The sequence below is a fragment of the Mesorhizobium sp. M1004 genome, assembly GCF_040318795.1.
Taxonomy (GTDB): domain Bacteria; phylum Pseudomonadota; class Alphaproteobacteria; order Rhizobiales; family Rhizobiaceae; genus Mesorhizobium.
This window is the reverse complement of the sequence record NZ_JAMYNB010000010.1, coordinates 133,609-155,412: the sequence shown is the minus strand read 5'-3', so window position 1 is coordinate 155,412 and position 21,804 is coordinate 133,609. Positions and strand designations below refer to the sequence as shown.

Genomic DNA, 21,804 nt, shown 5'->3' with positions numbered 1-21,804 from the left:
CATGAGGTGGGTACATACGCCGCGTATGTCAATACGCATACGGTACGTATCTATGAATGGCAGCGAGCCGGTCAGGTGCCGGCCGAGATCGCGACAGCCGCTTCGGCCGGCTTGCGCGACGGGCGCATGACGAGCATGGATTCCTCATCGGCATCCTGCGGAGCGCCCCAGAACTCAGCCAGCGTCGGACCATCCTTGAGGCGGCGGTCGCGGGCCAGAAAACCCCAGACCTCGTGGAACCACGCGGCGGCCCATTTGCGTGTACCAGCGCATCGTCGCGCCAGTGATAGGTCGGGAACACGCCGCCATAGATCACCAGCGTCGCCGGCTCGAGCGCCTTGACCATGCGGGCGATCGCGAGCGCGGTGGGATGCGTCGAGGTCGAGCCGGAGTGGCCGATCAGGATGCAATCGGGCTGGCCGCTGAGCGCATCGCGCACCAGCGTTTCCAACGGCATCGGCCCGAATTCGGCATCGACCAGCCGGACTTTATGGCCGGCGTCGATAAGCGGGCCGCCCAGTGCCAGCAGGCCGAGCGGTGGCAGATGGTCATCGGGCACGCGGCTGCCGATGGCGGTGTGCGGCGGATTGATCAGCACGATGTTCATGACGGACCTTTGAGCGACGGTCCGCATGGCGTGGCCGGCGTTTCAGTTTCGCATTTGGGCTCCGTTCAGCAGTTTGCGTGCAGCTTTTCCGCAGAAATGGCGATGCGTGTCCTACCGCCTGAGGTGGGCGAGCGGCACGTGGCCCGGGCCCTTGATGTTCTGCAGCACCAGCTGGGTGTGAACGTCGCGCACGCCGGCAAGGCGCATCAGGCGGTGCATGACGAAGGCGTTGAGTTCGTCGACCGACGGCACCATGACGTGCAGCAGGAAATCGTGGTCGCCGGTCATCGTCCAGCATGACGACACTTCGTCCATGCGTTGCACGGCGGCGATGAAGGTTTCGGGCGAACCGTCGCTGTGGCTGGTGAGGCGCACCTGGATGAACACCTCGACCATCAGGCCGACGGCGCGGCGGTTGAGCACGGCGGCAAAGCCCTTGATGATGCCGGCCTCCTGCAGCGCCTCGAAGCGGCGGGCGCAAGGCGTCGTCGACAGGCCGATCTCCTGCGCCAGTTCGGACACGGGCTTGCGTCCATCGCGCTGAAGAACATCCAGCATCTTGATCTCGAAATCGTCGAACTGAGGCATTTTCACTCTCTTTCAGCTTCTGCTTGGTGATTTTTACCTCAAATCATGGACCCAAGCCATCATCAAAGCTGAATTGCCTCGCCGGCCGCCGCTAGACTCTGCGGACAGATTCAAGTGTCACGATCAGGGGAGAAGAGCCATGACGACGATGAGCGTTGCCGAATATGCCCGTGATTGCGCGGCGCAAGGCCTGCGTGGCGACTATTCAGTGTGCCGTTCCGACTTCACCGTGGCGCAGGGCTACAACTACAGCGCCGACGAACAGGCGGTGTGGCGCACGTTGTGCGACCGGCAGACCAAGCTGACGCAGAAGCTGGCGCACCATTCCTATCTCGATGGGATCGCCGCACTCGGCCTGCTCGACAAGATCCCGGATTTCGGCGCGGTCTCAGACAAGCTGCGCAAGCTGACCGGCTGGGAAATCGTCGCAGTGCCTGGCCTCATCCCGGCCGCGCCCTTCTTCGACCATCTCGCCAACCGGCGCTTTCCGGTGACCAACTGGCTGCGCACCAAGGACGAGCTCGACTACATCGTCGAACCCGACATGTTCCACGACTTCTTCGGCCATGTGCCCATCCTGACACAGCCGGTGTTTGCCGACTTCATGCAGTTGTATGGCGAAAAGGCCGAGAGCGTGATTGCACTGGGCGGTGACGAGATGATCACCCGGCTCTACTGGTACACCGCCGAATACGGGCTGATACAGGAGGAGGGCCAGAAGCGGAAAGCTTTCGGCGCCGGGCTGATGTCGTCGTTCACCGAATTGCAGTTCGCCGTCGCGAGCCCGGACGCGCACCACGTGCCCTTCGACCTCGAAACGGTGATGCGCACCGGCTACGAGATCGACAAGTTCCAGCGCGCTTATTTCGTGCTGCCGTCCTTCGACGTGTTGCGCGATGCGTTCCGGACCGCCGATTTCAAGGCGATCGTCGCCCGCCGCAAGGGGCAGCCGGCGCTGGATCCAGCGACGGTTTAGCAAATCCTGAAGGGTTTGCGCGGCACCTACCCCCACCCTTAATCCCTCCCCACAAAGGAGGACGGAGATCTCGTTGGCGCTGATTTCCGAGGGTTTCGACACCAAGGCATGGGTAGCGCCGGCAGCAATCCTGTCGCGCCGTTCGCTTTTTTGACAATCAGACGGTAATGACTTCGTCACACCGTGGATGACTTCGTCACACCGTGATTACTTTGGTCAGATGGTCGCCTAGCCGGCAGGCAAGCGCTGTGATCGTCGTCGTTGGATTGCATTCGCCAGAGGTGCAGAATACCGAGGAACCACCGACATAGAGATTATCCATGCCGTGCACCTTGCAGTTGGCGTCGACCACGCTCTTGACGACATCGGTGCCCATGCGCGTGCCGCCCATGTGGTGGTGGCCGGCCAGTTCCTCATCCGTCGGGTAGTCCTCGCCATTGGTCAGCCAGTCCATGATGCGGACGCGGCCGAGGTCCTTCTCGATCAGCGTCGTTCCGAACAACTTGAGCCCCTCGAGGATGGTGCGGCGCTCCAACGGCGACTTCTTCCAGTGCAGCTCGATGCGCGGCACGCCGGCACGGTCGACATCGGTCTTCGACAATTCGATATGGTTCGAGGCCAGCGGCGCCTGTTCCCAGGCGACGTAGAGCTGGGCGGCGCAGCGCAGGTTCTGGCTGAGCTGGTAGGCGACCCATTCGGCGGCCTCGGGCGCGGTGCAGGCAAGGTCGGCAATCAGGCTCTTGACGCCGGCATAGGGCGTCTCGATCAGGCGTATGCCGAAATTCATGATCTGCAGCCGCTCCATGGCGGCGAGCGTCGGCGAGAAGAACGCCTCGTTGACGGCATCGACCTCGAACTCGCTGTAATCGGCCAGGATGGCATTGCCGCCCTCGAAGGTCGGGTGCTCCATCCAGTAGCGGCCAAGTGCCGTGGCGTTCGGCACCACGCCGCCATTCGAGCGCTGGTTCGACCATAGAAGCAGCCGCGAATTCTCCAGCCCGCCGGCGCAGACGATGAAATAATCGGCGCTGAAAGCGCCGGCATCCTTGCCGTTCGACCACAGCCTGGCGCCGGTCACTCGCTTGCCGTCGCCGGCAAGTTCGGTGGCATAGGTGTTGAGCACGAGCGCTATGTTCTTGCTCTTGTCGAGCTCGTCGGAGAATTTCTCGCCAAAGCGCACGGCCGGGCTCTTGATCAGCTGCACCCAGCGTATGTCGTCTGAAATCGGCACATCGGGCTTGAAGTCGGGAAGCTCGAGTATGTCGTGCACCTCGGACAGATAGGGCTCGATGTCGGTCCGGGCGATTGGCCAGCCGGTGTCCGGCGCCCATGCCTTGGGCTCAAAGTCCTGCTTGTCTAGCACGCGGCACCAGCCGGCCCAGTGGTTCGACGACCCGCCCATGAAGCGCAGCCGGGTGATGTCGAGATCGAAATATTGATCGCCGACCGTGGAGCCGCGGTAGAAATCCTGCGACTCGTCGCTGAATTCGCGTGCGCCGGCCTCCAGCACCACGACCGGAATGCCGGCGGCGCCGAGCTTTCTGGCAATGGTGGTGCCGGCCGGCCCGGAGCCGAGAATGCAGACCTTGGGCTTGAAATCCGAGGCTCGAAACGCCTCATAGCTGTCGAAGATCATGCCAGGTCGCTCCGCTTCAGGATCCAGCCATTGACCACGACGATCTCGTCGGGATCGGCCGGGGGGCGGTCGCTGTCAGGCAGCTTGCGAAAAAGCTGTAGCGCCGGCATCGCAATCAGCGCCTGCACGATGGTGCGGCGCGATATTTTCCTGATGAACAAACTCATGACACGTCTCTGGATGGGGGCTTCGATCCACGCATAGCGTTCCCTGAACGGCACAGGTACCGGCCAGACATGCCATTCCCGTGCCAAGCCTTGCCTGTAAACGAGTTACAACCCGGTAAACGGCGCAGTTGCGTGGAAACAATGTCGGCGATCCGATAACAGCCCCACCACCAACACCTCAGGCAGCTTCGGAAATATCCCGGTCTAGGATCGACAAATTGCGGCCGCGGTGCTTGGCCTCGTAGAGCCGGCGGTCGGCGGCGCGCATCAGGTCCGAGACATCGGCATCTTGCGCACAGGTGATGCCGCCGATCGAGACGGTCAGCGGCACCGTGCGCTCGTCGACCGGACGAAAGCGGACCAGCTCGACTTCACGGCGGATGCGCTCGGCCACGCGCCGGGCTTCGGCTTCCGTAGCGCCGACCAGGAAGGCGCCGAACTCCTCACCGCCAATGCGGCCGAGCACGTCGCCGCTGCGGACGCCGCGCTCGATGGCGCTGGCGATCAACACCAGTGCGTCATCGCCGGTCAGATGGCCGAAACTGTCGTTGATCGCCTTGAAATGGTCGGCGTCGATGATCAGCAGCGCGCCGCGATCGGATTTGCGCCGCGAGCCGTCCAACGCGGCAAAGAAGCTCTCGCGGTTGAGCATGCCGGTCATGTCGTCGCGGCTCGCCTTCGCCGACAGGCGCCGATGCGCGGCGGCGAGCTGGGCATGCGCGCGGGCGAGATCGCGATGCGCGTTTTTCAGTCGGTCGCTCTGCCAGAAGGTGCTGGCGCAGGCGATCCAGGCGAGCGCCAGCGGGCACACCGTCGATGTCAGCCAGACAGTGCGGTCGACCGGAAAACCCATGGCGGGAACGATGATCAGCGTCAGCAAAAGCGAGATGGCTACCGAGCCGAATGCGACCGCGGCGGACTTTAAGACTATGCGACTCATCGCTGGCTCCCACTGAACCGTCTCTGTGCCAGCAAGCCCTGAAGGCCACCTTTCCGTGATGGCTAAAATTTGAATGGTGAGCCCATTTTTTACAACTCTAGATGCACATAGGTTGTGGATAAGCTCTACATCAGAAAGGGGTTCGAACGGCAGATATTTCATGCCATAAGGACGCCATGACCACGCTGCCCGATCCCGCCCGCTTCGCCCATGTCACCGACTGGGTGTTCGACCTCGACAACACGCTTTATCCGCACCATTCGAATCTGTTTTCGCAGATCGACGTCAAGATGACGGCCTATGTCGGAGAACTGCTCACGCTACCGCGCGAGGAAGCGCGCAAGCTGCAGAAGGAACTCTATCTCGAATATGGCACGACGCTGAACGGGCTGATGACGCGCCACGGCATCGACCCCGACGATTTTCTCGAAAAGGTGCACGACATCGACTATTCGTGGCTGGTGCCGGATCCGGTGCTGGGCACCGCCATCCGCCAGCTGCCCGGCCGCAAGTTCATCTTCACCAATGGCGACCGCAGGCACGCCGAGCGCACCGCGCGCCAGCTCGGCATACTCGACCATTTCGACGACATTTTCGATATCGTCGCCGCCGGGCTGACGCCGAAGCCGTCGCGGCAGACCTATGAGAAGTTTGCCGAACTGCACGCCGTCACCGGACACAATGCGGTGATGTTCGAGGATCTCGCCCGCAACCTGGAGGTGCCGAAATCACTGGGCATGACCACGGTGCTGGTGGTGCCGCGCAATTTCGAGCCGACCTTTGCCGAGATCTGGGAACGCGATCCGGCCAATGAGGACGACGTCGATTTCGTCACCGACGATCTCGCGACGTTTCTGACGGGGATAGTGGAGGGGGTAGAGGAATTGAGGAGCTGAAGAATTGAAGAACTGGTGAAAGGGAGACCGATCCGGACCTCCTTTTCCTCAATTCTTCAGTTCTTCAATTCCCGGTTCCCCTACTCCCCCAACTTGTAGAAGCGGCTGATGATCCCCCAGGCCTCGTCGGCGGTGTCGACAAAGTCGATGATATCCTGGTCGCCGGGCGTGATGGTGCCTTGTTCGGCCAGGAAATCGAGGTCGATCGCGCGCTGCCAGAACGCCTTGCCGAACAGGATCACCGGCACGCGTTCCATGCGGCCGGTCTGGATCAGCGTCAGCGTCTCGAAGAACTCGTCCATGGTGCCGAAGCCGCCCGGAAACACCGCGACGGCCTTGGCGCGCATCACGAAATGCATCTTGCGGATGGCGAAATAGTGGAAGTTGAAGCACAGCTCCGGGGTCACATAGGCGTTCGGCGCCTGCTCGTGCGGCAGGACGATGTTGAGGCCGATCGACGGCGCGCCGACATCGTCGGCGCCGCGATTTCCCGCCTCCATCACGCCTGGGCCGCCACCGGTGACGACGACGAATTCGCGGTAGTAGGACGTGGCCGATTGCTGTGAGCAGAGGCGGGCGAATTTGCGCGCCTCCTCGTAATATTTGCTGTTTTCCTCGAGGTTTTTCTTCTGCGTCTCGTTCTTGGCGGCCCAGGCCTCGCCGCCGGGCTCGGGAATACGCGCGCCGCCGAACAGGATGACCGTCGAGCGGATGCCGCGCTCGGCCAGGATCATTTCGGGCTTCAAGAGCTCAAGCTGCAAGCGCACAGCGCGCAATTCCCGGCGCGTCATGAAGTCGGGATCGTTCCAGGCCAGCCGGTAGGTTTCGGCGCGCGTCTGCGGCGTGTCGGGAACGCTTTTCGAGCGCTCCAGATCCTCGTCCGAATGCGGCAGCGGCGTCCATCCCGCCTTTTCCATAGGAGTCATATGCTTTCTACCCGTCCCAACAGTTCACTTGCGCCGTCCCATGGCGCACGCGCGATTGACCCCCAATACGCCTTAACATAGGGTCCGCGCGACTTTCAAAACAAGGTTAAGGCCGACGGCCTTAACAGCGTGGTAACGGAGCGAATTCATGTCGAAGCCTGATCTGGCCAGCCTCGAAAAGACGATCGAGAAGGCCTTCGAGGAGCGCGACACGATTTCGACCGCGACCCGGGGCGAAACGCGCGACGCCATCCAGTCCTCACTCGACCTGCTCGACCGTGGCACCGTGCGCGTCGCCGAGCGCAAGGCCGACGGGAAATGGCATGTCAACCAATGGCTGAAGAAGGCGGTGCTGCTCTCGTTCCGGCTCTATCCGATGGAGATCATCAAGGGCGGCCCCGGCCAGGCGGTCTGGTGGGACAAGGTGGCGTCGAAGTTCGACGGCTGGAGCGCGGTCGATTTCGAGAAGGCAGGCTTCCGCGCCGTGCCGTCTTCGATCGTGCGCCGCTCGGCCTATGTCGCGCCGGGCGCGGTGCTGATGCCGTCCTTCGTTAATGTCGGCGCCTATGTCGATAGCGGCACCATGGTCGACACCTGGGCCTCGGTCGGCTCCTGCGCCCAGATCGGCAAGAATGTGCACCTCTCGGGCGGCGTAGGCATCGGCGGGGTGCTGGAGCCGATGCAGGCCGGCCCGACCATCATCGAGGACAATTGCTTCATCGGCGCGCGCTCCGAAGTGGTCGAGGGCTGCATCGTGCGCGAAGGCTCGGTGCTCGGAATGGGTGTGTTCATCGGCCAGTCGACCAAGATCGTCGACCGCGCCACCGGCGAAGTGTTTTATGGCGAGGTGCCGCCGAATTCGGTCGTCGTCGCCGGCTCGATGCCGGGCAAGGCCTTTCCGAACAACGAGCCGGGCCCTGGCCTCTACTGCGCCGTCATCGTCAAGCGCGTCGATGCCAAGACCCGGTCGAAAACCTCGATCAACGAACTGCTGCGTGATTGATCCTGTCCGAGCAACCAGAGCGCTCCAGATTGCCCAACACACCACCACTTCCCTGGCTTTTCTTCAGCCTCTCAGGGCGCGTCAGCCCAAGTGCCTACGTGTTCGCCGGGCTGCTGCTGGTGCTTGCACAGTTTTTCCCGCTCTACCAGTTGTCGAGACTGGAACCCGGCACCGCAACCAGCCAGAACTGGGCACTTGTGTTCTGGGTCGTTTTGCTCATCTCGACATGGTCGAGCTTTGCGGTAACCGCAAAGCGGTTTCATGATTTCGGCAAGCCGACTTATTACGCGTTGATCTCTCTTGTCATCGGCCCCATTCTTCTCATCGTTCTAGCGTGTTTCCGGGGTGACCCCGGTCCGAACCGCTACGGCAAACGCAGCAACGCGCCGGCTGAACCATGAGCGCCGACCGGATATCTCGCCATGCGCTACCGCACGCTTGATCCGAAACTGATCATCGACACCGCCGAGCGGCTGGAAGAGCGCGTCGCCGAGCGTTTTCCCGATGCCGGCCTGCGCGGCGTCGCCGCCGAACTGGTGTCGCTGTCGCGCGACCTGGCCAAGGCGGCGCAGGCGCTGGAAGCGCCGATCTGGTGGCTGCGCGGCGCCATCGTCGCCGCAGTTGCCGCCGGCGCGCTGATCTTCCTGTTCGTCGGCACCATCCTGCCGCTCATCCATATCTCGCAGGCCGACGATGCGGTGCAGTCGGTGCAAGGCATCGAAGCCACGATCAACATGATGATCCTTGCCGTGCTCGGCCTGCTGGCGCTGATCCGCACCGAGGAGCGCATCAAGCGCAAGCGGGTGTTTCGCCATCTGCATGGGTTGAGATCGCTGATCCATGTCATCGACATGCACCAGCTGACCAAGGATCCGGCAGCATTGTCCGCCAATTTCAGGCCGACCGCGCATTCGCCGGCGCGCATCACCAATGCCGCCGACCTGGCGCGCTACCTCGACTATTGCTCGGAGATGCTGTCGATCACCGGCAAGATCGCGGCGCTGTTTGCGCAGTCGGTCAATGACGATGTGGTCATCGACGGCGTCAACGACGTCGAGAACCTGGCGTCCAACCTGTCGCGCAAGATCTGGCAGAAGATCACGCTGATCGAGAACCACCCGGCGGCGCAGCCCCTGCCGGCGCCAGGCCCGGCGAGCAAAGCGCCGGCTCCGAGGCGCGCACCAAAGCTGTGACGCGGCGGGCGCACGCGCCTGTTTTCGGGCTATGCGGGCTTGGCCCGACGCTCGCGGCGAGTAGACTATCCAGTGACGGCTTCCGGCGTCAGCCCGGGTGAGCCGCGCTTTTCCCGCTCGGCCTGCCGCACCAGGGCGGTGACCCGCTTCAGCACAGGCGCCGGCGTGCCGGCCTTTTCGGCGAGGCTCAGGACGGCCCCCTGCAGGTCACCGATCTCGGTCGGCCGACCACGCTGGAGGTCGTCCCACATCGACGAACGCGCCTGCGGGTCGATGGCGAGCATGCGGCGGGCGACCAGCCGGAACAGCCAGTCCGGCAGCCGGAGCAGTTTCGGCAGCAGGACGGGATGCAAGCCGCCGATCCGCGCCGGCGCGATATGTAACGCCTTCATCGCCGCCAGGGCCTCGTCGATCTGACCGGCCAGGATCCGCCGCCAGCGGCGGTCGGCAAGTTCGCTCGCCAGCGGCAGGCCGGACAAGGCGACCAGCGCGTTGTTGAGGTTGATCAGCAGCTTGCCCCACTGAACGGCTTTCATGTCGGGATGGGTTTCCACGCCAAGCCCTTCGACATCGAGAAGGCCGGCAAGGCCGGTCACGCCATCTTCGATCATGACCTTGCCGTCGCTGGCGCGATGCACGTGAAGCGGCAAATTGCCTATGGCCGACTGGACGACATTGAACGGCACCATGCCGGCGAGCACAGTCCGTCCACCGAGCCCGGCGCGTAACCGGTCGGCATTGCCGACGCCGTTCTGCAGGCTGACCACCACGACATCGCCGCGCGCATGTCCGGCAACAAGCGACGCCATCTCCTCGGTAGCGCCGTTCTTGACCGCCACCAGCACCACGTCGGCACTGGCGAGGGCAGCGGCGGGATCGGTGGTGACGGACTCCGGCCGCATGGATCGGTCGCGACCATCAAGATCGGTGATGCGCAGGCCACCGTCCAGCAAGGCCGTCGCGATGCCTGGCCGCGCCAAAAACACCACCTTGCGTCCGGCCAGCGCCAGGCAACCGCCGACATAGCAGCCGATGCTGCCGGCGCCGGCAATGACGATGGTCTTTTCGGCGTTGGCCATGCGATTATCTCGTGTTGGCCTGCACTATACGACATGAAAACCATAATGTCGGCGGCAGGACCGGTCATCATCTCTGGCCGTGACAGGCCTTTCGCTTTCGACTATCGCTTTGCCCATGAAACTGCCGACCGATCCCGCCGCCAACCTCGCGACCCTCATACGCTGCGCCTCCGTAACGCCCGCCGAGGGCGGCGCGCTGGCTGCCCTGGAAGGCATGCTGAAGCCGCTCGGCTTTTCCGTCGAACGCCCGGTGTTTTCCGAAGACGGCACCCCCGACATCGAGAACCTCTACGCGCGTCGCTCCGGCAATGGGCCGCATCTGATGTTTGCCGGCCATACCGACGTGGTGCCGGCGGGCGACGAGGCGTCGTGGACGCATCCGCCCTTTGCCGCCGAGATCGCCAAGGGCGAAATGTATGGCCGCGGCGCCGTCGACATGAAGGGCGGCATTGCCTGTTTCATCGCTGCCGTGGCGCGCCATGTCGAGAAAAAGGGTGGTCCGAAAGGCTCGATTTCGCTGCTGATCACCGGCGACGAGGAGGGGCCGGCCATCAACGGCACGACAAAACTGCTCGACTGGGCGGCGGCCAAGGGCGAGAAATGGGACGCCGCGATCGTCGGCGAGCCGACCAATCCGGACACGCTCGGCGACATGATCAAGATCGGCCGGCGTGGCTCGATGTCGGGCAGTGTCACGGTCATCGGCCGCCAGGGCCATGTCGCCTATCCATTGCTCGCCGACAATCCGGTGCGCGGCCTGATCAGCCTGGTCGACGCCTTGCTGTCGCCCGTCTTCGACAAGGGCACGAAGGATTTTCAGCCGACCAATCTGGAAGTGACCTCGATCGATGTCGGCAACCCGGCGACCAATGTCATTCCGGCCAAGGCGACAGCCACCTTCAACATCCGCTTCAACGACACATGGACTGCCGAGACGGTGCAGGCCGAGATCCATAACCGCCTCGACCAGGCGGCGAAGCGCAAGAAATACCGGACCGGCAAGACGCCGGTCGACTACGAGCTGATCTGGCGCGACCGGCCAAGCCATGTCTTCCTGACGCGCGACGACAAGCTGATCGAGACGCTGCGCGGGTCGATCAAGGCGACAGTCGGCAAGGAGCCGGCGCTGTCCACCTCGGGCGGAACCTCGGATGCGCGTTTCATCAAGGACTATTGCGCGGTGGTCGAGTTCGGCCTGGTCGGCAAGACCATGCACATGGTCGACGAGCGCGTCGCACTGGCCGACCTCGAGACGCTGACCCAAATCTACCAGCGCTTCATCGATGACTGGTTCGAGCAGGGCTGATCATGCTTTCGGTTGACGAGACCTCTTCATCGCTTAACGGCGCCTGGCGGCTGATGCTCGGGAAGGCCGACGGCTTGCGGCTGCTCGACCTGTCGGCGGACGGCTTCTGGAATTCCTTCTTCGCCATCGTCGTCGCCGCGCCGGCGATGATCGTCGGCTGGGTCGGCACGGCCAACGAGATCGGCGACCCCAATGCGTTCGCCGGCCGGCTGGGCATGTTGGTTCGCCTGGCGACCGTCGACCTCGGCTCGTGGCTGCTGCCCCTCGTTGTGCTTGCCCTGGTAGCATCGCGCGCCGGCATCGGCGACCGCTTCGTCCACTATGTCGTCGCCAGCAACTGGGCATCGGCGATCACCGCCTGGATGCTGCTGCCATCAGCGTTGATCAGGCTTTTCCTGCCGTCCGGCAACCCGGTTGCCGAATTGGTGTGGCTGGTTCTGGTGGTGCTGTCGCTGGTACTCTCCTGGCGGATGACCAACGCCGCGATCGGCAAGGGCGCGGCTGTCGGCAGCGCCGTGTTCGCAGGCATGTTGGTGGTGTCTCTGGCCGTCTTGTTCGGCCTAGTGGCACTGCTCGGCATCACGGTGCCGACCGCCGCTCCGGCTTAGAACTTTTCCGCATAGTCTACACCGACGAGAAAAAGCCCGTCGGGCGGCGCCACCTGGCCGCAGGCGGCGCGGTCTTGCGCCGCGAGCGCTGCCTTGAGGTCGGCGGCGGTCCAGCCGCCGTCGCCGACGCGTTTCAGCGAACCGACCATGGAGCGCACTTGGTTGTGCAGGAAAGAGCGCGCCGAGGCCCTGACTTCGATCAGGTCGCCCTGGCGGCTTACATCGAGCCGCTCCAGCGTCCGCACCGGACTGTTGGCCTGGCATTGCGTCGAGCGGAAGGTGGTAAAGTCATGTCGGCCGAGCAGGACTTTCGCCGCTTCGTGCATGGCGTCCGCATCGAGCCGCTTCGGCACCCACCAGACCTTGCCCTTTTCCATCGCTGCAGGCGCGCGCCGGTTGAGGATGCGATAGAGATAGTGGCGTCCGGTGGCCGAGAAACGGGCGTCGAACTCATTGGGGACAACCGTCGCCTGCAGGATGGCGATGCGCGCGCCTGCCGCCTGCAGGTGCGCGTTGACGGCGTCGCGCACCTTGTCGTTTGGCCATGCCTTGGCGAGGTCGACATGCGCCACCTGGGCGGTCGCATGCACCCCGGCGTCGGTGCGGCCGGCGGCGCGTATCCGCACCGCCTCACCGCAGAATTTCTCGATCGCCTGCTCTATCGCCTGCTGCACCGAAGGCTGATCCGCCTGGTGTTGCCAGCCGGCGAAAAGGCTGCCGTCATATTCGATATCGAGACGAAAACGCGGCATACACCCTTCGTTCAGGCGGCGAGTGCGGTAAAGGCCTGGGCGTAGACCAGTTTGCCTTTTTCGGGTGCGTCACCCCAGGCCAGCGCCTGCAGCGCTTCGCCCTGATATTCGCTCTCGAACTTTTCGGCGCGCGCATGGCTGTAGCCGAAGCGGCCGTAATAGGCCGGATCGCCCAACACAACGGCGAGCGTCTCGGCGCCATCCCTGAGGCGGATATGCGCCTCGCGGATCAGCGCACCGCCAATGCCCGAGCCGTGGAACGAAGGTTCCACCGCCAACGGCGCCAGCGCCACGGCTGCGAACTGCTTGCCGCCGTTCTGGACGAACAGCCTGGAAAACAGGATGTGGCCGACCACCTGGCCGTCTTCTTCCGCCACCAGTTCGACAACGGCGTCGCCGCCGGTGACCAGAGCGTCGACCAGCCCGGCCTCCGCCTGCTGGCCGAATGCGTGTTCCTCGACCAGGCGTATGGCCTCGCGGTCCCGCGGCGTCGCGCCGCGTATCGACATCATGCTCATGAGAACTTCATTCCTTTTTCGATCTTGGCCCCGCGCAGAAACTCCTGCGCGGCAGCGGGCTTTCCGCCTGCCCGTTGAACTTCGACCAGCCTGACCGCGCCCGACCCGCAGGCGACCGTCAGCCGGTCATCGAGAATTCCTCCCGACTCGCCCATGCTTTCAGAAAGCGTGCCTTCCAAAAGCGTCGAGCGAAGCAGTTTCAGCCGTTCCGTGCGGCCGCCGATGTCGGCCTCGCACCAGGCGCCGGGAAATGGCGACAGGCCGCGAATGTGATTGTGGACCTCCGCAGCCGGGCGCGTCCAGTCCACACGTGTCTCCGACTTATCGATTTTCCTGGCGTAGGTCACCCCGTCAGCCGCCTGCAAAGTCGATGCCAGGGTATTTGTCTCCAATCGGGACAGCGCTTCCACCATCAGCGTGGCAGCAATGTTCATCAAGCGGTCGTGCAGATCGCCGGCCGTCATGTCGGGCTCTATGGCGCATTTTTCAACCAGTGCCACCGGACCGGTGTCCAGGCCCTCTTCCATGCGCATCACCATCATGCCGGTTTCGACGTCGCCGGCCATAATGGCTCGCTGGATGGGAGCTGCACCACGCCAACGCGGCAAAAGCGAGGCGTGGCCATTGAGGCAGCCGAGGCGCGGAGCCTCCAGAATAGCCTTCGGCAACAGCAAACCATACGCGACGACGACTGCGACATCGGCACGCAACGCATGGAAAGCAGCTTGCTCGCCCTCGCCCTTCAGCGACAGCGGCGTGCGCACTTCGATGCCCAGCCGCTCAGCCTCGCGCTGCACCGGCGACGGTGTCAGCTCCAGCCCGCGGCGGCCCGCGGCGCGCGGCGGCTGCGTGTAGACGGCTGCTATCTCGTGCCCGGCCTCGGCAATCGCGCGCAGCACCGGCACCGAAAACTCCGGCGTGCCCATGAAGATGACGCGAAGCGGCATTTTTCGTCCAGTATCCTGTTCTGCGCGCGGCAGTCCGCTCAAGCGTCTGCTTCAAACGGGTTTACGATCTTGAGGTCAAGCTCTTCGAAGTCCTTAATATTGCGCGTCGCCAGCATAGCGTCGTGCGACAGGCAGATGGCAGCGATCATGGCATCGGAAAGGCTGATCGGCCGGCCGATAGTTTCCCGCATTGCCCGGAGCTTGCCCGCCAGACGGGGAATGGGACCGGCAAATTCGACGACACGTCCCGAAAACTGCTTCGAAACCAGGTGGTCAAGTGCACGGACGTGGCGGTCCGAGCCGGTCTTGTTCAGAAACCTTTCGGCTCCAAAGGACTGCTCCATGACAACAGGACCGCAGAGATAGAGGTCGAGCAGGTCCTGTCTGCGAAACCACTTAGCGACGTTTGGATCGGGCGCGGGCCGGCTCGCTTCCGAGACGACATTGGTATCGAGGATTATCACTCGAAATTCTCAATGGTGCGGCCAAAGTCGCGTTTCCGTTCCGCTTCGATCTCATCCATCATCTGCGCAAATTCGTCGCTGATTGCATTTTCCGAGGCGAAGGCAGCGCGAATCGCATCCCAAGCCGTGAGTCCAGGCTCGGCCTTGCCTTCTTTTTCCGCAACCATGCCTTTTCGCAATAAATCGATCGCCTTGAGCGAGAGGCTTTGGCCGCCCTTGCGTGCCGCATGCTCGATTTCACGCTTCAACGGCTCGGGAATATCTCTGATCAACATATCGCCCATCTGAGTCTCCAGTCTGATATCAATGATATCACGCAAGGAAGCGTCTCTCAATAGGGGCGGGTCGAGACGGGATTTTGTGCGAGTCGCCGAAAGCAGGGCCTATCCCACCAGCTTGCCCGGCCCCTTGTCCTTGGCGAGCTTCTTGAACTTCTTGACCACCATGTCGCGCTTCAGCTTCGAGATGTGGTCGATGAACAGCACACCGTTGAGATGGTCGATCTCGTGCTGCAGGCAAGTCGCCATCAGGCCTTCGGCCTCGATCTCCTGCAGCTTGCCGTCGCGGTCGAGATATTTCACGCGCACCGAGGCGGGACGCTCGACCTCGGCGTAATAGTCCGGGATCGACAGGCAGCCTTCCTCGTAGACCGAGCGGGCGTCGGCGCTTTCGAGGATTTCGGGATTGATGAAGACATGCGGCGCCGGCGGCTCGTCTTCCTTGGCGAGGTCGATGACCAGCATGCGCAGCGGCTCGCCGATCTGGATTGCGGCCAAGCCGATGCCCGGCGCATCATACATCGTCGCCAGCATGTCATCGGCCAGTTTGCGCAAAGGCGCGTCGACGCGTTCGACTGGTTTGGAAACCTGGCGCAGGATGGGATCGGGAAGGATGATGAGCGGCTTGATCGACATGGCGCCTCACCTAAAACGTCGCAGGAGAAGCGTCAACCGGTGCGAATCGGTCTCGTTCACGTTTTGATCTGTGCCAGGTCTGCGAATCGGCTATGCTGGCGGGATGAACGACCTGAGCACCATCCTTTCCGAACCCGTTGCCCGGCTTGGCGCCACGACGATCACGCTCGGCCATGCACTGGCCCTCGGCGCGCTGGTGTTTCTCGGCCTGTTCCTGGCGCTTGTCGTGGCGCTGTGGCGATCGGCCAAGGCGCGCACCATCGCCGCGGCGGAAGCCGCCGACCACGCCCGCGACGCCGAGGCGCGGATGGCCGGCATTTTGCAAAGCCAGGCCGAGATGCAGGGCCGCATGGGCGCCATCGCCGACGTGTTCGGCGCAAGGCAGGCCGAACTCAACCAGTCGATCGGCCAGCGCCTCGACGCCATGACCGGCAGGCTCGGTCAAACCATGACCGAACAGACCAAATCGACGCATGAGAGCCTCGCCAAACTGCAGGAACGGCTGGCGGTCATCGACACCGCGCAAGGCAACATTCAGTCGCTGGCCGGCCAGGTCGTGCAATTGCAGGCGATCCTGTCCAACAAGCAGACGCGCGGCGCCTTCGGCCAGTCGCGCATGGAGGCGATCGTCGCCGACGGCCTTCCGATGGGCGCCTACGAGTTCCAGGCAACACTGTCAAACGGCAGCCGTCCCGACTGCCTGGTCAGGATGCCGAACGGTGCGCCGCAGCTTGCCATCGACGCCAAGTTTCCGCTGGAAGCCTGGAACGCCATCCGCGCCGCCGATGGCGCCGAACAACAGAAGATCGCGGCCCAGGCTTTCCGCCGCGACATCGAAATTCACGTCCGCGATATCTCGGAAAAATACCTGATCCAGGGCGAGACGCAGGACACCGCCTTCATGTTCGTGCCGTCCGAATCGGTGTTCGCCGAAATCCACGAGAATTTCGACGCCGTGGTCCAGAAGGCGCACCGGGCGCGTGTCATCATCGTCTCGCCGTCGCTTTTGATGCTGTCGATCCAGGTCATCCAGGCCATCCTCAAGGACGCCCGCATGCGCGAACAGGCGCATCTGATCCAAGGCGAGGTGATCCGGCTGATGGAAGACGTCGCGCGCGTCGACGAACGCGTGCGCCGGTTGCAGACGCATTTTGGCCAGTCGGCCAAGGATATCGACGAGATACTGGTGTCGACGTCGAAGGTGACCAAGCGCGGCCAAAAGATCGAAGCGCTGGAGTTTGGCGAAAGCGAAGCCGAAGTGCGCGGTGGCGGACCCGCCAAGGCCGAAGCCGGGGTGCGGGTGGCGGATTCCAAGACGGGGCAGCTCAGGCTACGTGTCGTCGAAGGCGACGATTAAAGCGCGTCGCGCTGAAACGGATTCATACGACGCGCTTAAGTCTTTGTTTTGATGCATGTCGTTGTCCCGGAACCGCGGCACACTTCTGGGCGACATGCATTAGACCGTAGCCACGATCACGTGCGCCTGGATCTTGGCCGCAACCTCGCCGCTGCCGTGCCTGGCTGCAATCACGGACGCGGCGTGATCGGTTGCGGCTTCCAGTTTTCCTCTGGCCTCGATTTCGTTGCGAAGCGGAGTTCCCTGGCAATAGGCAACCGCCGGAAGGCGCGGCGAGGAGGCACGGCTTTGTTCGGCCCTCGTCTCGATCACCACACGGGAGAAACCTGCGGCTTCCAACTCGCCGCGGATCAATGCAGTGTCATTGTAGCCGTGCGGCGTGCGGGCGAGAAAGCGGGGCGGATCGTTCGGAAAAATCTCCGCAAGAGCATTCGTCACATCATTGGCGAATACATTCTCTTCGATGCGATCCCACACGTTGAACAGGAAATGGCCGCCGGTCTTCAGGACCCGCTTTGCTTCGCGATAGCCGGCGGCTCGGTCGGGAAAGAACATCGCGCCGAACTGACAGCAAACGAGATCGAAAGCCGCATCTTCGAACGGCAGCGCCAGAGCATCCGCCTGACGCCATTGTATGCGACTGTCGGGAGCTTGTCGCGAGGCCGCGTAGTCGAGCATAGGCTGGTTGAGGTCGGTCACGACATAGCTTGCGCCGGGAGACAGTTTTGGAGCCAATGCGCGGGTGACAACGCCGGTACCGGCGGCGACTTCCAGGACGGCGCCGGGCGACAAGGACGCTGCCCGTCGTGCCAAATCCGCGGCGAACGGCTCGAAGATCAGCGGCACCATGTAATGGTCGTAGTTTTCCGGAATCGAGCCGGCAAACACTTTGTCCGTTTCCGACATTGCTATCCCCCGCCATCCGTTTGATGGCTAGCCTAGCACATTATTGGCTGGTTTGGGCCGCGTTTAACCGGGAGGCAGGTGCTACTGCGCCTCTACGATGCTTACGCCCTCGAATTCCGGAAGCCAGTGCAGGGCCGATCGGTGCCATTTCTGTTGGGTCGGAACGAGATCCTCGCGTTGCCGCGCGGTCCCCGCCCTGATCCCATAGACCTTCGGCCCGTCGCCAACCGACGTTGCGTAAAGATGGGAACCGCAGTCGCCGCAGAACGCCTGGGCACGCTTGGCGCCGCTCGATCCCGTCTTGATATAAACCTTCGGTGTGCCCTTTGTGATCCTATAATGATCCTCAGGCGCGGGAACAGTGACACGAAAGGCGGTACCGGTCAGTTGCTGGCAGTCGGTGCAATGACAGATAGAGGTCTTTTCCGGGTCGACGTCTGCTTCATAAGTTATGGCGCCGCAATGGCACCCACCATCGATTTTCATCGTTGATTCTCCGAAATCCGTCGGGTGATCTTAGCGGGACCAGGCGATGGCGCCAACGGTGGACTGCTGGTCCAGAACTAGTCCGACGCCGCCTCGACCTGCTTGCGCCGGTGCTCCCAGGTTCCGGTCGTCTGCGGCTTGACGAACAGTCTGGTGATCTCCGGCATTTCTTTTTTCAAGAGCGCCTCGATGCGCTCGACACAGGCTTCGATCTCAGGCGCCGTCAGATGGTCCTCGAATTCGATGCTCAGCCCAGCGACGATCTGTTGCGGGCCGAGATGGACGGTGAGAACGCCGTTGGCCCGCTGCACTGCCGGATCCTGCTGGGCGATGGCCAGCACCTTGGCCTGCACTTCCGGCGAGGCCGGCTCACCGATGAGCAATCCCTTGCTTTCGCGCGCCAGAAAGATGGCGGTGGCGCCGAGGATCATCGCGATGCCGATCGAGGCGACGCCGTCGAGCTCGGGCATGTCGAGGAGTTCGGCCGCCAATATGCCGGCGAAGGCGACGAACAGACCGAGCAGGGCGGCGCTGTCCTCGAACAGGATCGTGTAGACGCTCGGATCCTTGCTCGATTGCACGGCCTGCAGCCAGCCTTGGTTGCCCTTCTGCTGGCGGAACTCCTTCAGCGCCACGTACCAGGAGCTGCCCTCGAACAGCATTGAGAGGCCCAGCACAATGTAGTTGATTTTGGGATTGGCGACCGGCTGAGGCGCCATGATGTGGACGACGCCTTCATAGAAGGACACGCCAGCGCCGAGCGCAAAGACGAGCAGGGCGACAATGAAGCTCCAGAAATACAGCTCGCGGCCATGGCCGAGCGGGTGCGTGCGGTCCGGCGGACGGGCGGCGCGGTGCATGCCGTAGAGCAGCAGCCCGCCATTGCCGGTATCCACCAGCGAGTGCACGCCTTCCGACAGCATCGCCGAGCTGCCGGTGAAGAAGGCGGCGACGAATTTGGTCATAGCAATAGCTAAATTACCGGCGAGCGCCGCGTAGATGACCGTCTTCGACCCGCCATGCGCTGCCATGCTGTCCCTCCAAGGCGCCCAATGTAACGGCCTGCCGCCGAGCTCCACAGGCATCACAACGCACGAATCGCCTGGTCGTTCAGGTTGAAGGCCAGCTTGCGGAAAGACGCCCCTATTCGATGATCTCGTCCGTCCACACCTTGAAACCAGCCAGCGTGCCCGGTCCGAAGATGTGGGTCAGCGGCACGTCGGCGGCGTCGCGACCCGACGCGATCAGGATGCGGCCGATGCGTGGCGAATTGTTGCGCGGGTCAAAGACATGCCAGCGGCCACCGAGATAGACCTCCATCCAGGCTGCGAAATCCATGCTCGCCCAAGGTTTGGGCAGGCCGATGTCGCTGATGTAGCCGGTGCAGTAGCGGGTCGGGATGTTTAGCGCACGGCAAAAGGTGACGGCGAGGTGGGCAAAGTCACGGCAGACGCCGCTTTGCTCGCGATAGGCTTCCGCCGCGGTGCGGGTCGGCCGCGCATTGCCGTAGCTGAAGACGATATGGTTGTGGACGAAGTCACAGACCGCCTGGACGCGGGCAATACCGAGCGGCGTATGCCCGAACAGCCGCCAGGCTTCGCTGGCCAGCAGATCGCTCTCGCAAAAGCGGCTGGGCAACAGGAACAGCAATGTGTCCGACGGCAGATCGCGCACCTCGTGCTGCCAGGCCATCAGGTCGCCCATCTCGAACGTGCCGGGGTCGCGGATTACCGAATCGGTGCCGAAGGTGAAGCGACCGGGCGGGGCGACGAAACGGTTGCACCAATTGCCGAAACTGTCGCGGTAGCTCTGGATCGGCACCGGCGGGTTGGAGGTCAGGAAATCCGGGCGCTCGAGATCGGAGGCCCTGGAGTAGTGGACGTTGAGCATCGCGATCAGCGGCGTTTCCTGCGGAAAATCGAAACTCATCTCGCTGCCGATGCGGATTCGCATTGTCGTCCTGACCGCACTGCCTGATCATCGCCGGGCGAAGGCATGGCCGATGCTGCAGTGCGAAGGCAACCATGGCACGGACCGGAATGGTTTACGAGCAAATTAGAAACCGGTTGAAAGCGGCCCGACGGCGCCGGCGACAGACGCAGCCCTCTTGCAGTCCGGCGTTTCTCTTGTTTCAGTTGGCCTCCCAGCAACTGGAGGAACGAATCATGGCTAAAGGTGCGATGAAGGCGGGCAAGGAAGCTCGGAAGCCGAAAAAAGACGCCAAGAAGCCCGCAGCGGCTCCGGCACTCAAGGCGCCGCCCGTCAAGGCGATGAGGCTCAAGGAAAAGTAAGCCCGCCTCGGAAGATCTTGGACGGTTGAAATCCGGACAAACCGTTTCGGCGCAGATTTTGACACCGGCGGCATGAACGATGCGGCCGGTGTTTTTGTTGATCGCACCGGCGCAGCCGCTTGTGTCGAAGCGGCGAGGACGACCTCGCGCCTTCCCATAAATCGGCCGGGACGGCCCGCCATGCTCATGGAATGGAGTGCATCCCGATGTCGTGGATTTTTCTGTTTTTCGCCGGCCTGTTCGAAATCGGCTGGGCGATCGGCCTCAAATACACCGACGGCTTCTCGAAGCCGCTGCCGACGGTGCTCACTGTCGCCTCGATGATCATCAGCCTCGGGTTGCTCGGCCTGGCGCTCAAGACGCTGCCTGTCGGGACGGCCTATGCGGTGTGGACCGGCATCGGCACGGTCGGCACGGCGCTGCTTGGCATCTGGCTGCTGGGCGAGCCGGCGACGGCCATCCGGCTCGCCTGCATTGCGCTCATCGTCTGCGGCATTATGGGGCTGAAGCTCGCCGCCTGAGCAAAGCAACCAAGGAAATCGACGCACAAACACATTCAGGGCCGCTGGAAGGCGACCCTGATGTCCGATCGTTTCGATCGAAGCGTTAGCGGGCGGAGAAGCCCGGAGGCGTCCTGCCGGTACGCTGCTTGCGGGCCGCATAGCGTGCGTCGCGCTTGGCCTTGCGTTCGGCTTCGTCGGCCAGCAAACGGGCAATGCGCTCGTTTTCTTCGGCTTCCTTGATCTTCGCTTCAGCCTGCGCTGCCTCTTCGGCCGCAATACGCGCCGCTTCGGCTGCTGCCTCGCGCTCGGCCTTCTCGACCGCCTCGCGTGCCAGCTTTTCCTGCTTCAGCCTGGCCTTTTCGGCCTCGCGTATCTCGCGAGCCTCAAGAATCGCCTTGCGTTCGGCCTGTTTGGCCAGAACCGCAGGATCATCAGCCGCCGGCTTTGACTTGAAGCGCTCCAGAAGCGCCTTCTTTGCCTCGTTCGCGGCATTGCGCCGCTCGAAAATGTCTTTTTCCCTGTAGATAGCCAAGTCCACTTCCCTGAAGTCAATTCGCGACGCTTACATACGCGCGAAAACCGAGAGTTCAAGCGCCAAAACGGTATGCCAGCCATGAAAGTTTATACTGTTGCAGCCGGGAGACGCGTTTTCCCTGAAACAAAGCCGGCCGAAACCGACATGCACTGTTCACTATCCGCCCCTCTGGCGGCCGGGGCGGCTCGCCGCTACCTCTAGCGGCA

General features: G+C 63.0%; 27 protein-coding genes and 1 pseudogene. 10 read left to right on the top strand and 18 right to left on the bottom strand.

Annotation, left to right across the window (positions count from 1 at the left end):
* Positions 1-274 precede the first annotated feature (274 nt).
* Both NKH54_RS21335 and NKH54_RS21330 read right to left on the bottom strand, forming a co-directional pair.
* Positions 275-607, bottom strand: a pseudogene (locus NKH54_RS21335) (cobalamin-dependent protein); the annotation flags it as partial.
* Between the two features lie 111 nt (positions 608-718).
* The gene (locus tag NKH54_RS21330; RefSeq protein WP_023687465.1) at positions 719-1,195 is read right to left on the bottom strand and encodes an Lrp/AsnC family transcriptional regulator; all 477 of its coding nucleotides are present in this window, start codon (positions 1,193-1,195) and stop codon (positions 719-721) included.
* Between the two features lie 139 nt (positions 1,196-1,334).
* Between NKH54_RS21330 and phhA the strand changes: the two genes are divergently transcribed.
* Positions 1,335-2,171, top strand: coding sequence for a phenylalanine 4-monooxygenase (gene phhA, locus NKH54_RS21325; protein WP_023693004.1), 837 nt, complete (start codon positions 1,335-1,337; stop codon positions 2,169-2,171).
* A gap of 196 nt (positions 2,172-2,367) precedes the next feature.
* On the opposite strand, the gene NKH54_RS21320 is transcribed toward phhA, so the two are convergent.
* The 3 genes from NKH54_RS21320 to NKH54_RS21310 form a co-directional block, all read right to left on the bottom strand.
* A complete protein-coding gene (locus NKH54_RS21320; protein WP_023693003.1) occupies positions 2,368-3,807 on the bottom strand; it encodes a GMC oxidoreductase in 1,440 nt (479 codons plus the stop codon).
* Entirely contained in the window at positions 3,804-3,974 is a 171-nt protein-coding gene (locus NKH54_RS21315; RefSeq protein WP_197031281.1) for a hypothetical protein, read from the bottom strand. The genes NKH54_RS21320 and NKH54_RS21315 overlap by 4 nt, the downstream gene beginning before the upstream one ends.
* 178 nt (positions 3,975-4,152) lie before the next feature.
* On the bottom strand, positions 4,153-4,914 hold the full coding sequence (locus tag NKH54_RS21310) for a GGDEF domain-containing protein (RefSeq protein WP_023681345.1): 762 nt from the start codon (positions 4,912-4,914) through the stop codon (positions 4,153-4,155).
* A 176-nt stretch (positions 4,915-5,090) separates the two neighbouring features.
* Between NKH54_RS21310 and NKH54_RS21305 the strand changes: the two genes are divergently transcribed.
* On the top strand, positions 5,091-5,810 hold the full coding sequence (locus tag NKH54_RS21305) for a pyrimidine 5'-nucleotidase (protein ID WP_023687469.1): 720 nt from the start codon (positions 5,091-5,093) through the stop codon (positions 5,808-5,810).
* Between the two features lie 80 nt (positions 5,811-5,890).
* Here NKH54_RS21305 and NKH54_RS21300 read toward each other — a convergent pair whose 3' ends face one another.
* The gene (locus tag NKH54_RS21300) at positions 5,891-6,736 is read right to left on the bottom strand and encodes an LOG family protein (protein ID WP_023681343.1); all 846 of its coding nucleotides are present in this window, start codon (positions 6,734-6,736) and stop codon (positions 5,891-5,893) included.
* Positions 6,737-6,884: 148 nt separating this feature from the next.
* Here NKH54_RS21300 and dapD point away from each other — a divergent pair, with 148 nt between their 5' ends.
* Genes dapD through NKH54_RS21285 form a run of 3 tightly spaced genes read left to right on the top strand, consistent with a single transcriptional unit; the run spans position 6,885 to position 8,932 of the window.
* Positions 6,885-7,739, top strand: coding sequence for a 2,3,4,5-tetrahydropyridine-2,6-dicarboxylate N-succinyltransferase (dapD, locus tag NKH54_RS21295; RefSeq protein WP_023739782.1), 855 nt, complete (start codon positions 6,885-6,887; stop codon positions 7,737-7,739).
* Positions 7,736-8,140 (top strand): DUF805 domain-containing protein, encoded by a 405-nt coding sequence (locus NKH54_RS21290; protein ID WP_084014378.1) that lies wholly within the window; start codon positions 7,736-7,738, stop codon positions 8,138-8,140. The genes dapD and NKH54_RS21290 overlap by 4 nt, the downstream gene beginning before the upstream one ends.
* 21 nt (positions 8,141-8,161) lie before the next feature.
* The gene (locus NKH54_RS21285) at positions 8,162-8,932 is read left to right on the top strand and encodes a hypothetical protein (protein WP_023739784.1); all 771 of its coding nucleotides are present in this window, start codon (positions 8,162-8,164) and stop codon (positions 8,930-8,932) included.
* A 65-nt stretch (positions 8,933-8,997) separates the two neighbouring features.
* On the opposite strand, the gene NKH54_RS21280 is transcribed toward NKH54_RS21285, so the two are convergent.
* Positions 8,998-10,011, bottom strand: coding sequence for a 2-dehydropantoate 2-reductase (locus NKH54_RS21280; RefSeq protein ID WP_023739785.1), 1,014 nt, complete (start codon positions 10,009-10,011; stop codon positions 8,998-9,000).
* A gap of 115 nt (positions 10,012-10,126) precedes the next feature.
* On the opposite strand from NKH54_RS21280, the gene dapE reads away from it, so the two are divergent.
* Both dapE and NKH54_RS21270 read left to right on the top strand, forming a co-directional pair.
* Entirely contained in the window at positions 10,127-11,317 is a 1,191-nt protein-coding gene (dapE, locus tag NKH54_RS21275) for a succinyl-diaminopimelate desuccinylase (protein WP_023739786.1), read from the top strand.
* Positions 11,318-11,319: 2 nt separating this feature from the next.
* Entirely contained in the window at positions 11,320-11,925 is a 606-nt protein-coding gene (locus NKH54_RS21270) for a hypothetical protein (RefSeq protein WP_023739787.1), read from the top strand.
* On the opposite strand, the gene truA is transcribed toward NKH54_RS21270, so the two are convergent.
* From truA to def, 6 genes are all read right to left on the bottom strand, one after another.
* A complete protein-coding gene (gene truA, locus NKH54_RS21265; protein ID WP_023739788.1) occupies positions 11,922-12,677 on the bottom strand; it encodes a tRNA pseudouridine(38-40) synthase TruA in 756 nt (251 codons plus the stop codon). The two genes, NKH54_RS21270 and truA, sit on opposite strands and share 4 nt — an antisense overlap.
* Before the next feature lie 11 nt (positions 12,678-12,688).
* Positions 12,689-13,195, bottom strand: coding sequence for a GNAT family N-acetyltransferase (locus NKH54_RS21260; RefSeq protein ID WP_023692998.1), 507 nt, complete (start codon positions 13,193-13,195; stop codon positions 12,689-12,691).
* The gene (gene fmt, locus NKH54_RS21255; RefSeq protein ID WP_023725313.1) at positions 13,192-14,142 is read right to left on the bottom strand and encodes a methionyl-tRNA formyltransferase; all 951 of its coding nucleotides are present in this window, start codon (positions 14,140-14,142) and stop codon (positions 13,192-13,194) included. The genes NKH54_RS21260 and fmt overlap by 4 nt, the downstream gene beginning before the upstream one ends.
* 38 nt (positions 14,143-14,180) lie before the next feature.
* Complete coding sequence (locus tag NKH54_RS21250) at positions 14,181-14,606, bottom strand: type II toxin-antitoxin system VapC family toxin (protein ID WP_023732763.1); 426 nt, start codon at positions 14,604-14,606, stop codon at positions 14,181-14,183.
* Positions 14,603-14,890 carry a hypothetical protein gene (locus NKH54_RS21245; protein WP_023739789.1) on the bottom strand — a complete coding sequence of 96 codons (288 nt, stop codon included), beginning with the start codon at positions 14,888-14,890 and terminating at the stop codon, positions 14,603-14,605. The genes NKH54_RS21250 and NKH54_RS21245 overlap by 4 nt, the downstream gene beginning before the upstream one ends.
* Positions 14,891-14,989: 99 nt before the next feature.
* Positions 14,990-15,520 (bottom strand): peptide deformylase, encoded by a 531-nt coding sequence (gene def / locus NKH54_RS21240; protein WP_023739790.1) that lies wholly within the window; start codon positions 15,518-15,520, stop codon positions 14,990-14,992.
* 103 nt (positions 15,521-15,623) lie between these two features.
* Here def and NKH54_RS21235 point away from each other — a divergent pair, with 103 nt between their 5' ends.
* Entirely contained in the window at positions 15,624-16,877 is a 1,254-nt protein-coding gene (locus NKH54_RS21235; protein WP_023692996.1) for a DNA recombination protein RmuC, read from the top strand.
* A gap of 99 nt (positions 16,878-16,976) precedes the next feature.
* Here the strand turns inward: NKH54_RS21235 and NKH54_RS21230 are convergent, their stop codons facing one another.
* The 4 genes from NKH54_RS21230 to NKH54_RS21215 all read right to left on the bottom strand — a co-directional run bounded on the left by NKH54_RS21230 (position 16,977) and on the right by NKH54_RS21215 (position 20,222).
* The gene (locus tag NKH54_RS21230; protein ID WP_023814531.1) at positions 16,977-17,783 is read right to left on the bottom strand and encodes a class I SAM-dependent methyltransferase; all 807 of its coding nucleotides are present in this window, start codon (positions 17,781-17,783) and stop codon (positions 16,977-16,979) included.
* Between the two features lie 81 nt (positions 17,784-17,864).
* On the bottom strand, positions 17,865-18,269 hold the full coding sequence (locus tag NKH54_RS21225; RefSeq protein WP_023673210.1) for a GFA family protein: 405 nt from the start codon (positions 18,267-18,269) through the stop codon (positions 17,865-17,867).
* A 77-nt stretch (positions 18,270-18,346) separates the two neighbouring features.
* Positions 18,347-19,300 carry a cation diffusion facilitator family transporter gene (locus NKH54_RS21220; protein WP_023696044.1) on the bottom strand — a complete coding sequence of 318 codons (954 nt, stop codon included), beginning with the start codon at positions 19,298-19,300 and terminating at the stop codon, positions 18,347-18,349.
* A gap of 112 nt (positions 19,301-19,412) precedes the next feature.
* Positions 19,413-20,222, bottom strand: coding sequence for a transglutaminase-like domain-containing protein (locus NKH54_RS21215; protein WP_023687480.1), 810 nt, complete (start codon positions 20,220-20,222; stop codon positions 19,413-19,415).
* A 71-nt stretch (positions 20,223-20,293) separates the two neighbouring features.
* On the opposite strand from NKH54_RS21215, the gene NKH54_RS21210 reads away from it, so the two are divergent.
* Positions 20,294-20,560, top strand: a complete 267-nt coding sequence (locus NKH54_RS21210) for a hypothetical protein (RefSeq protein WP_353028865.1) — start codon at positions 20,294-20,296, stop codon at positions 20,558-20,560.
* Between the two features lie 206 nt (positions 20,561-20,766).
* Complete coding sequence (gene sugE / locus NKH54_RS21205; protein ID WP_023681326.1) at positions 20,767-21,081, top strand: quaternary ammonium compound efflux SMR transporter SugE; 315 nt, start codon at positions 20,767-20,769, stop codon at positions 21,079-21,081.
* A gap of 85 nt (positions 21,082-21,166) precedes the next feature.
* On the opposite strand, the gene NKH54_RS21200 is transcribed toward sugE, so the two are convergent.
* Positions 21,167-21,595: a DUF6481 family protein gene (locus NKH54_RS21200; RefSeq protein ID WP_023673205.1), complete on the bottom strand. Its 429-nt coding sequence runs from the start codon at positions 21,593-21,595 to the stop codon at positions 21,167-21,169.
* Positions 21,596-21,804 lie beyond the last annotated feature (209 nt).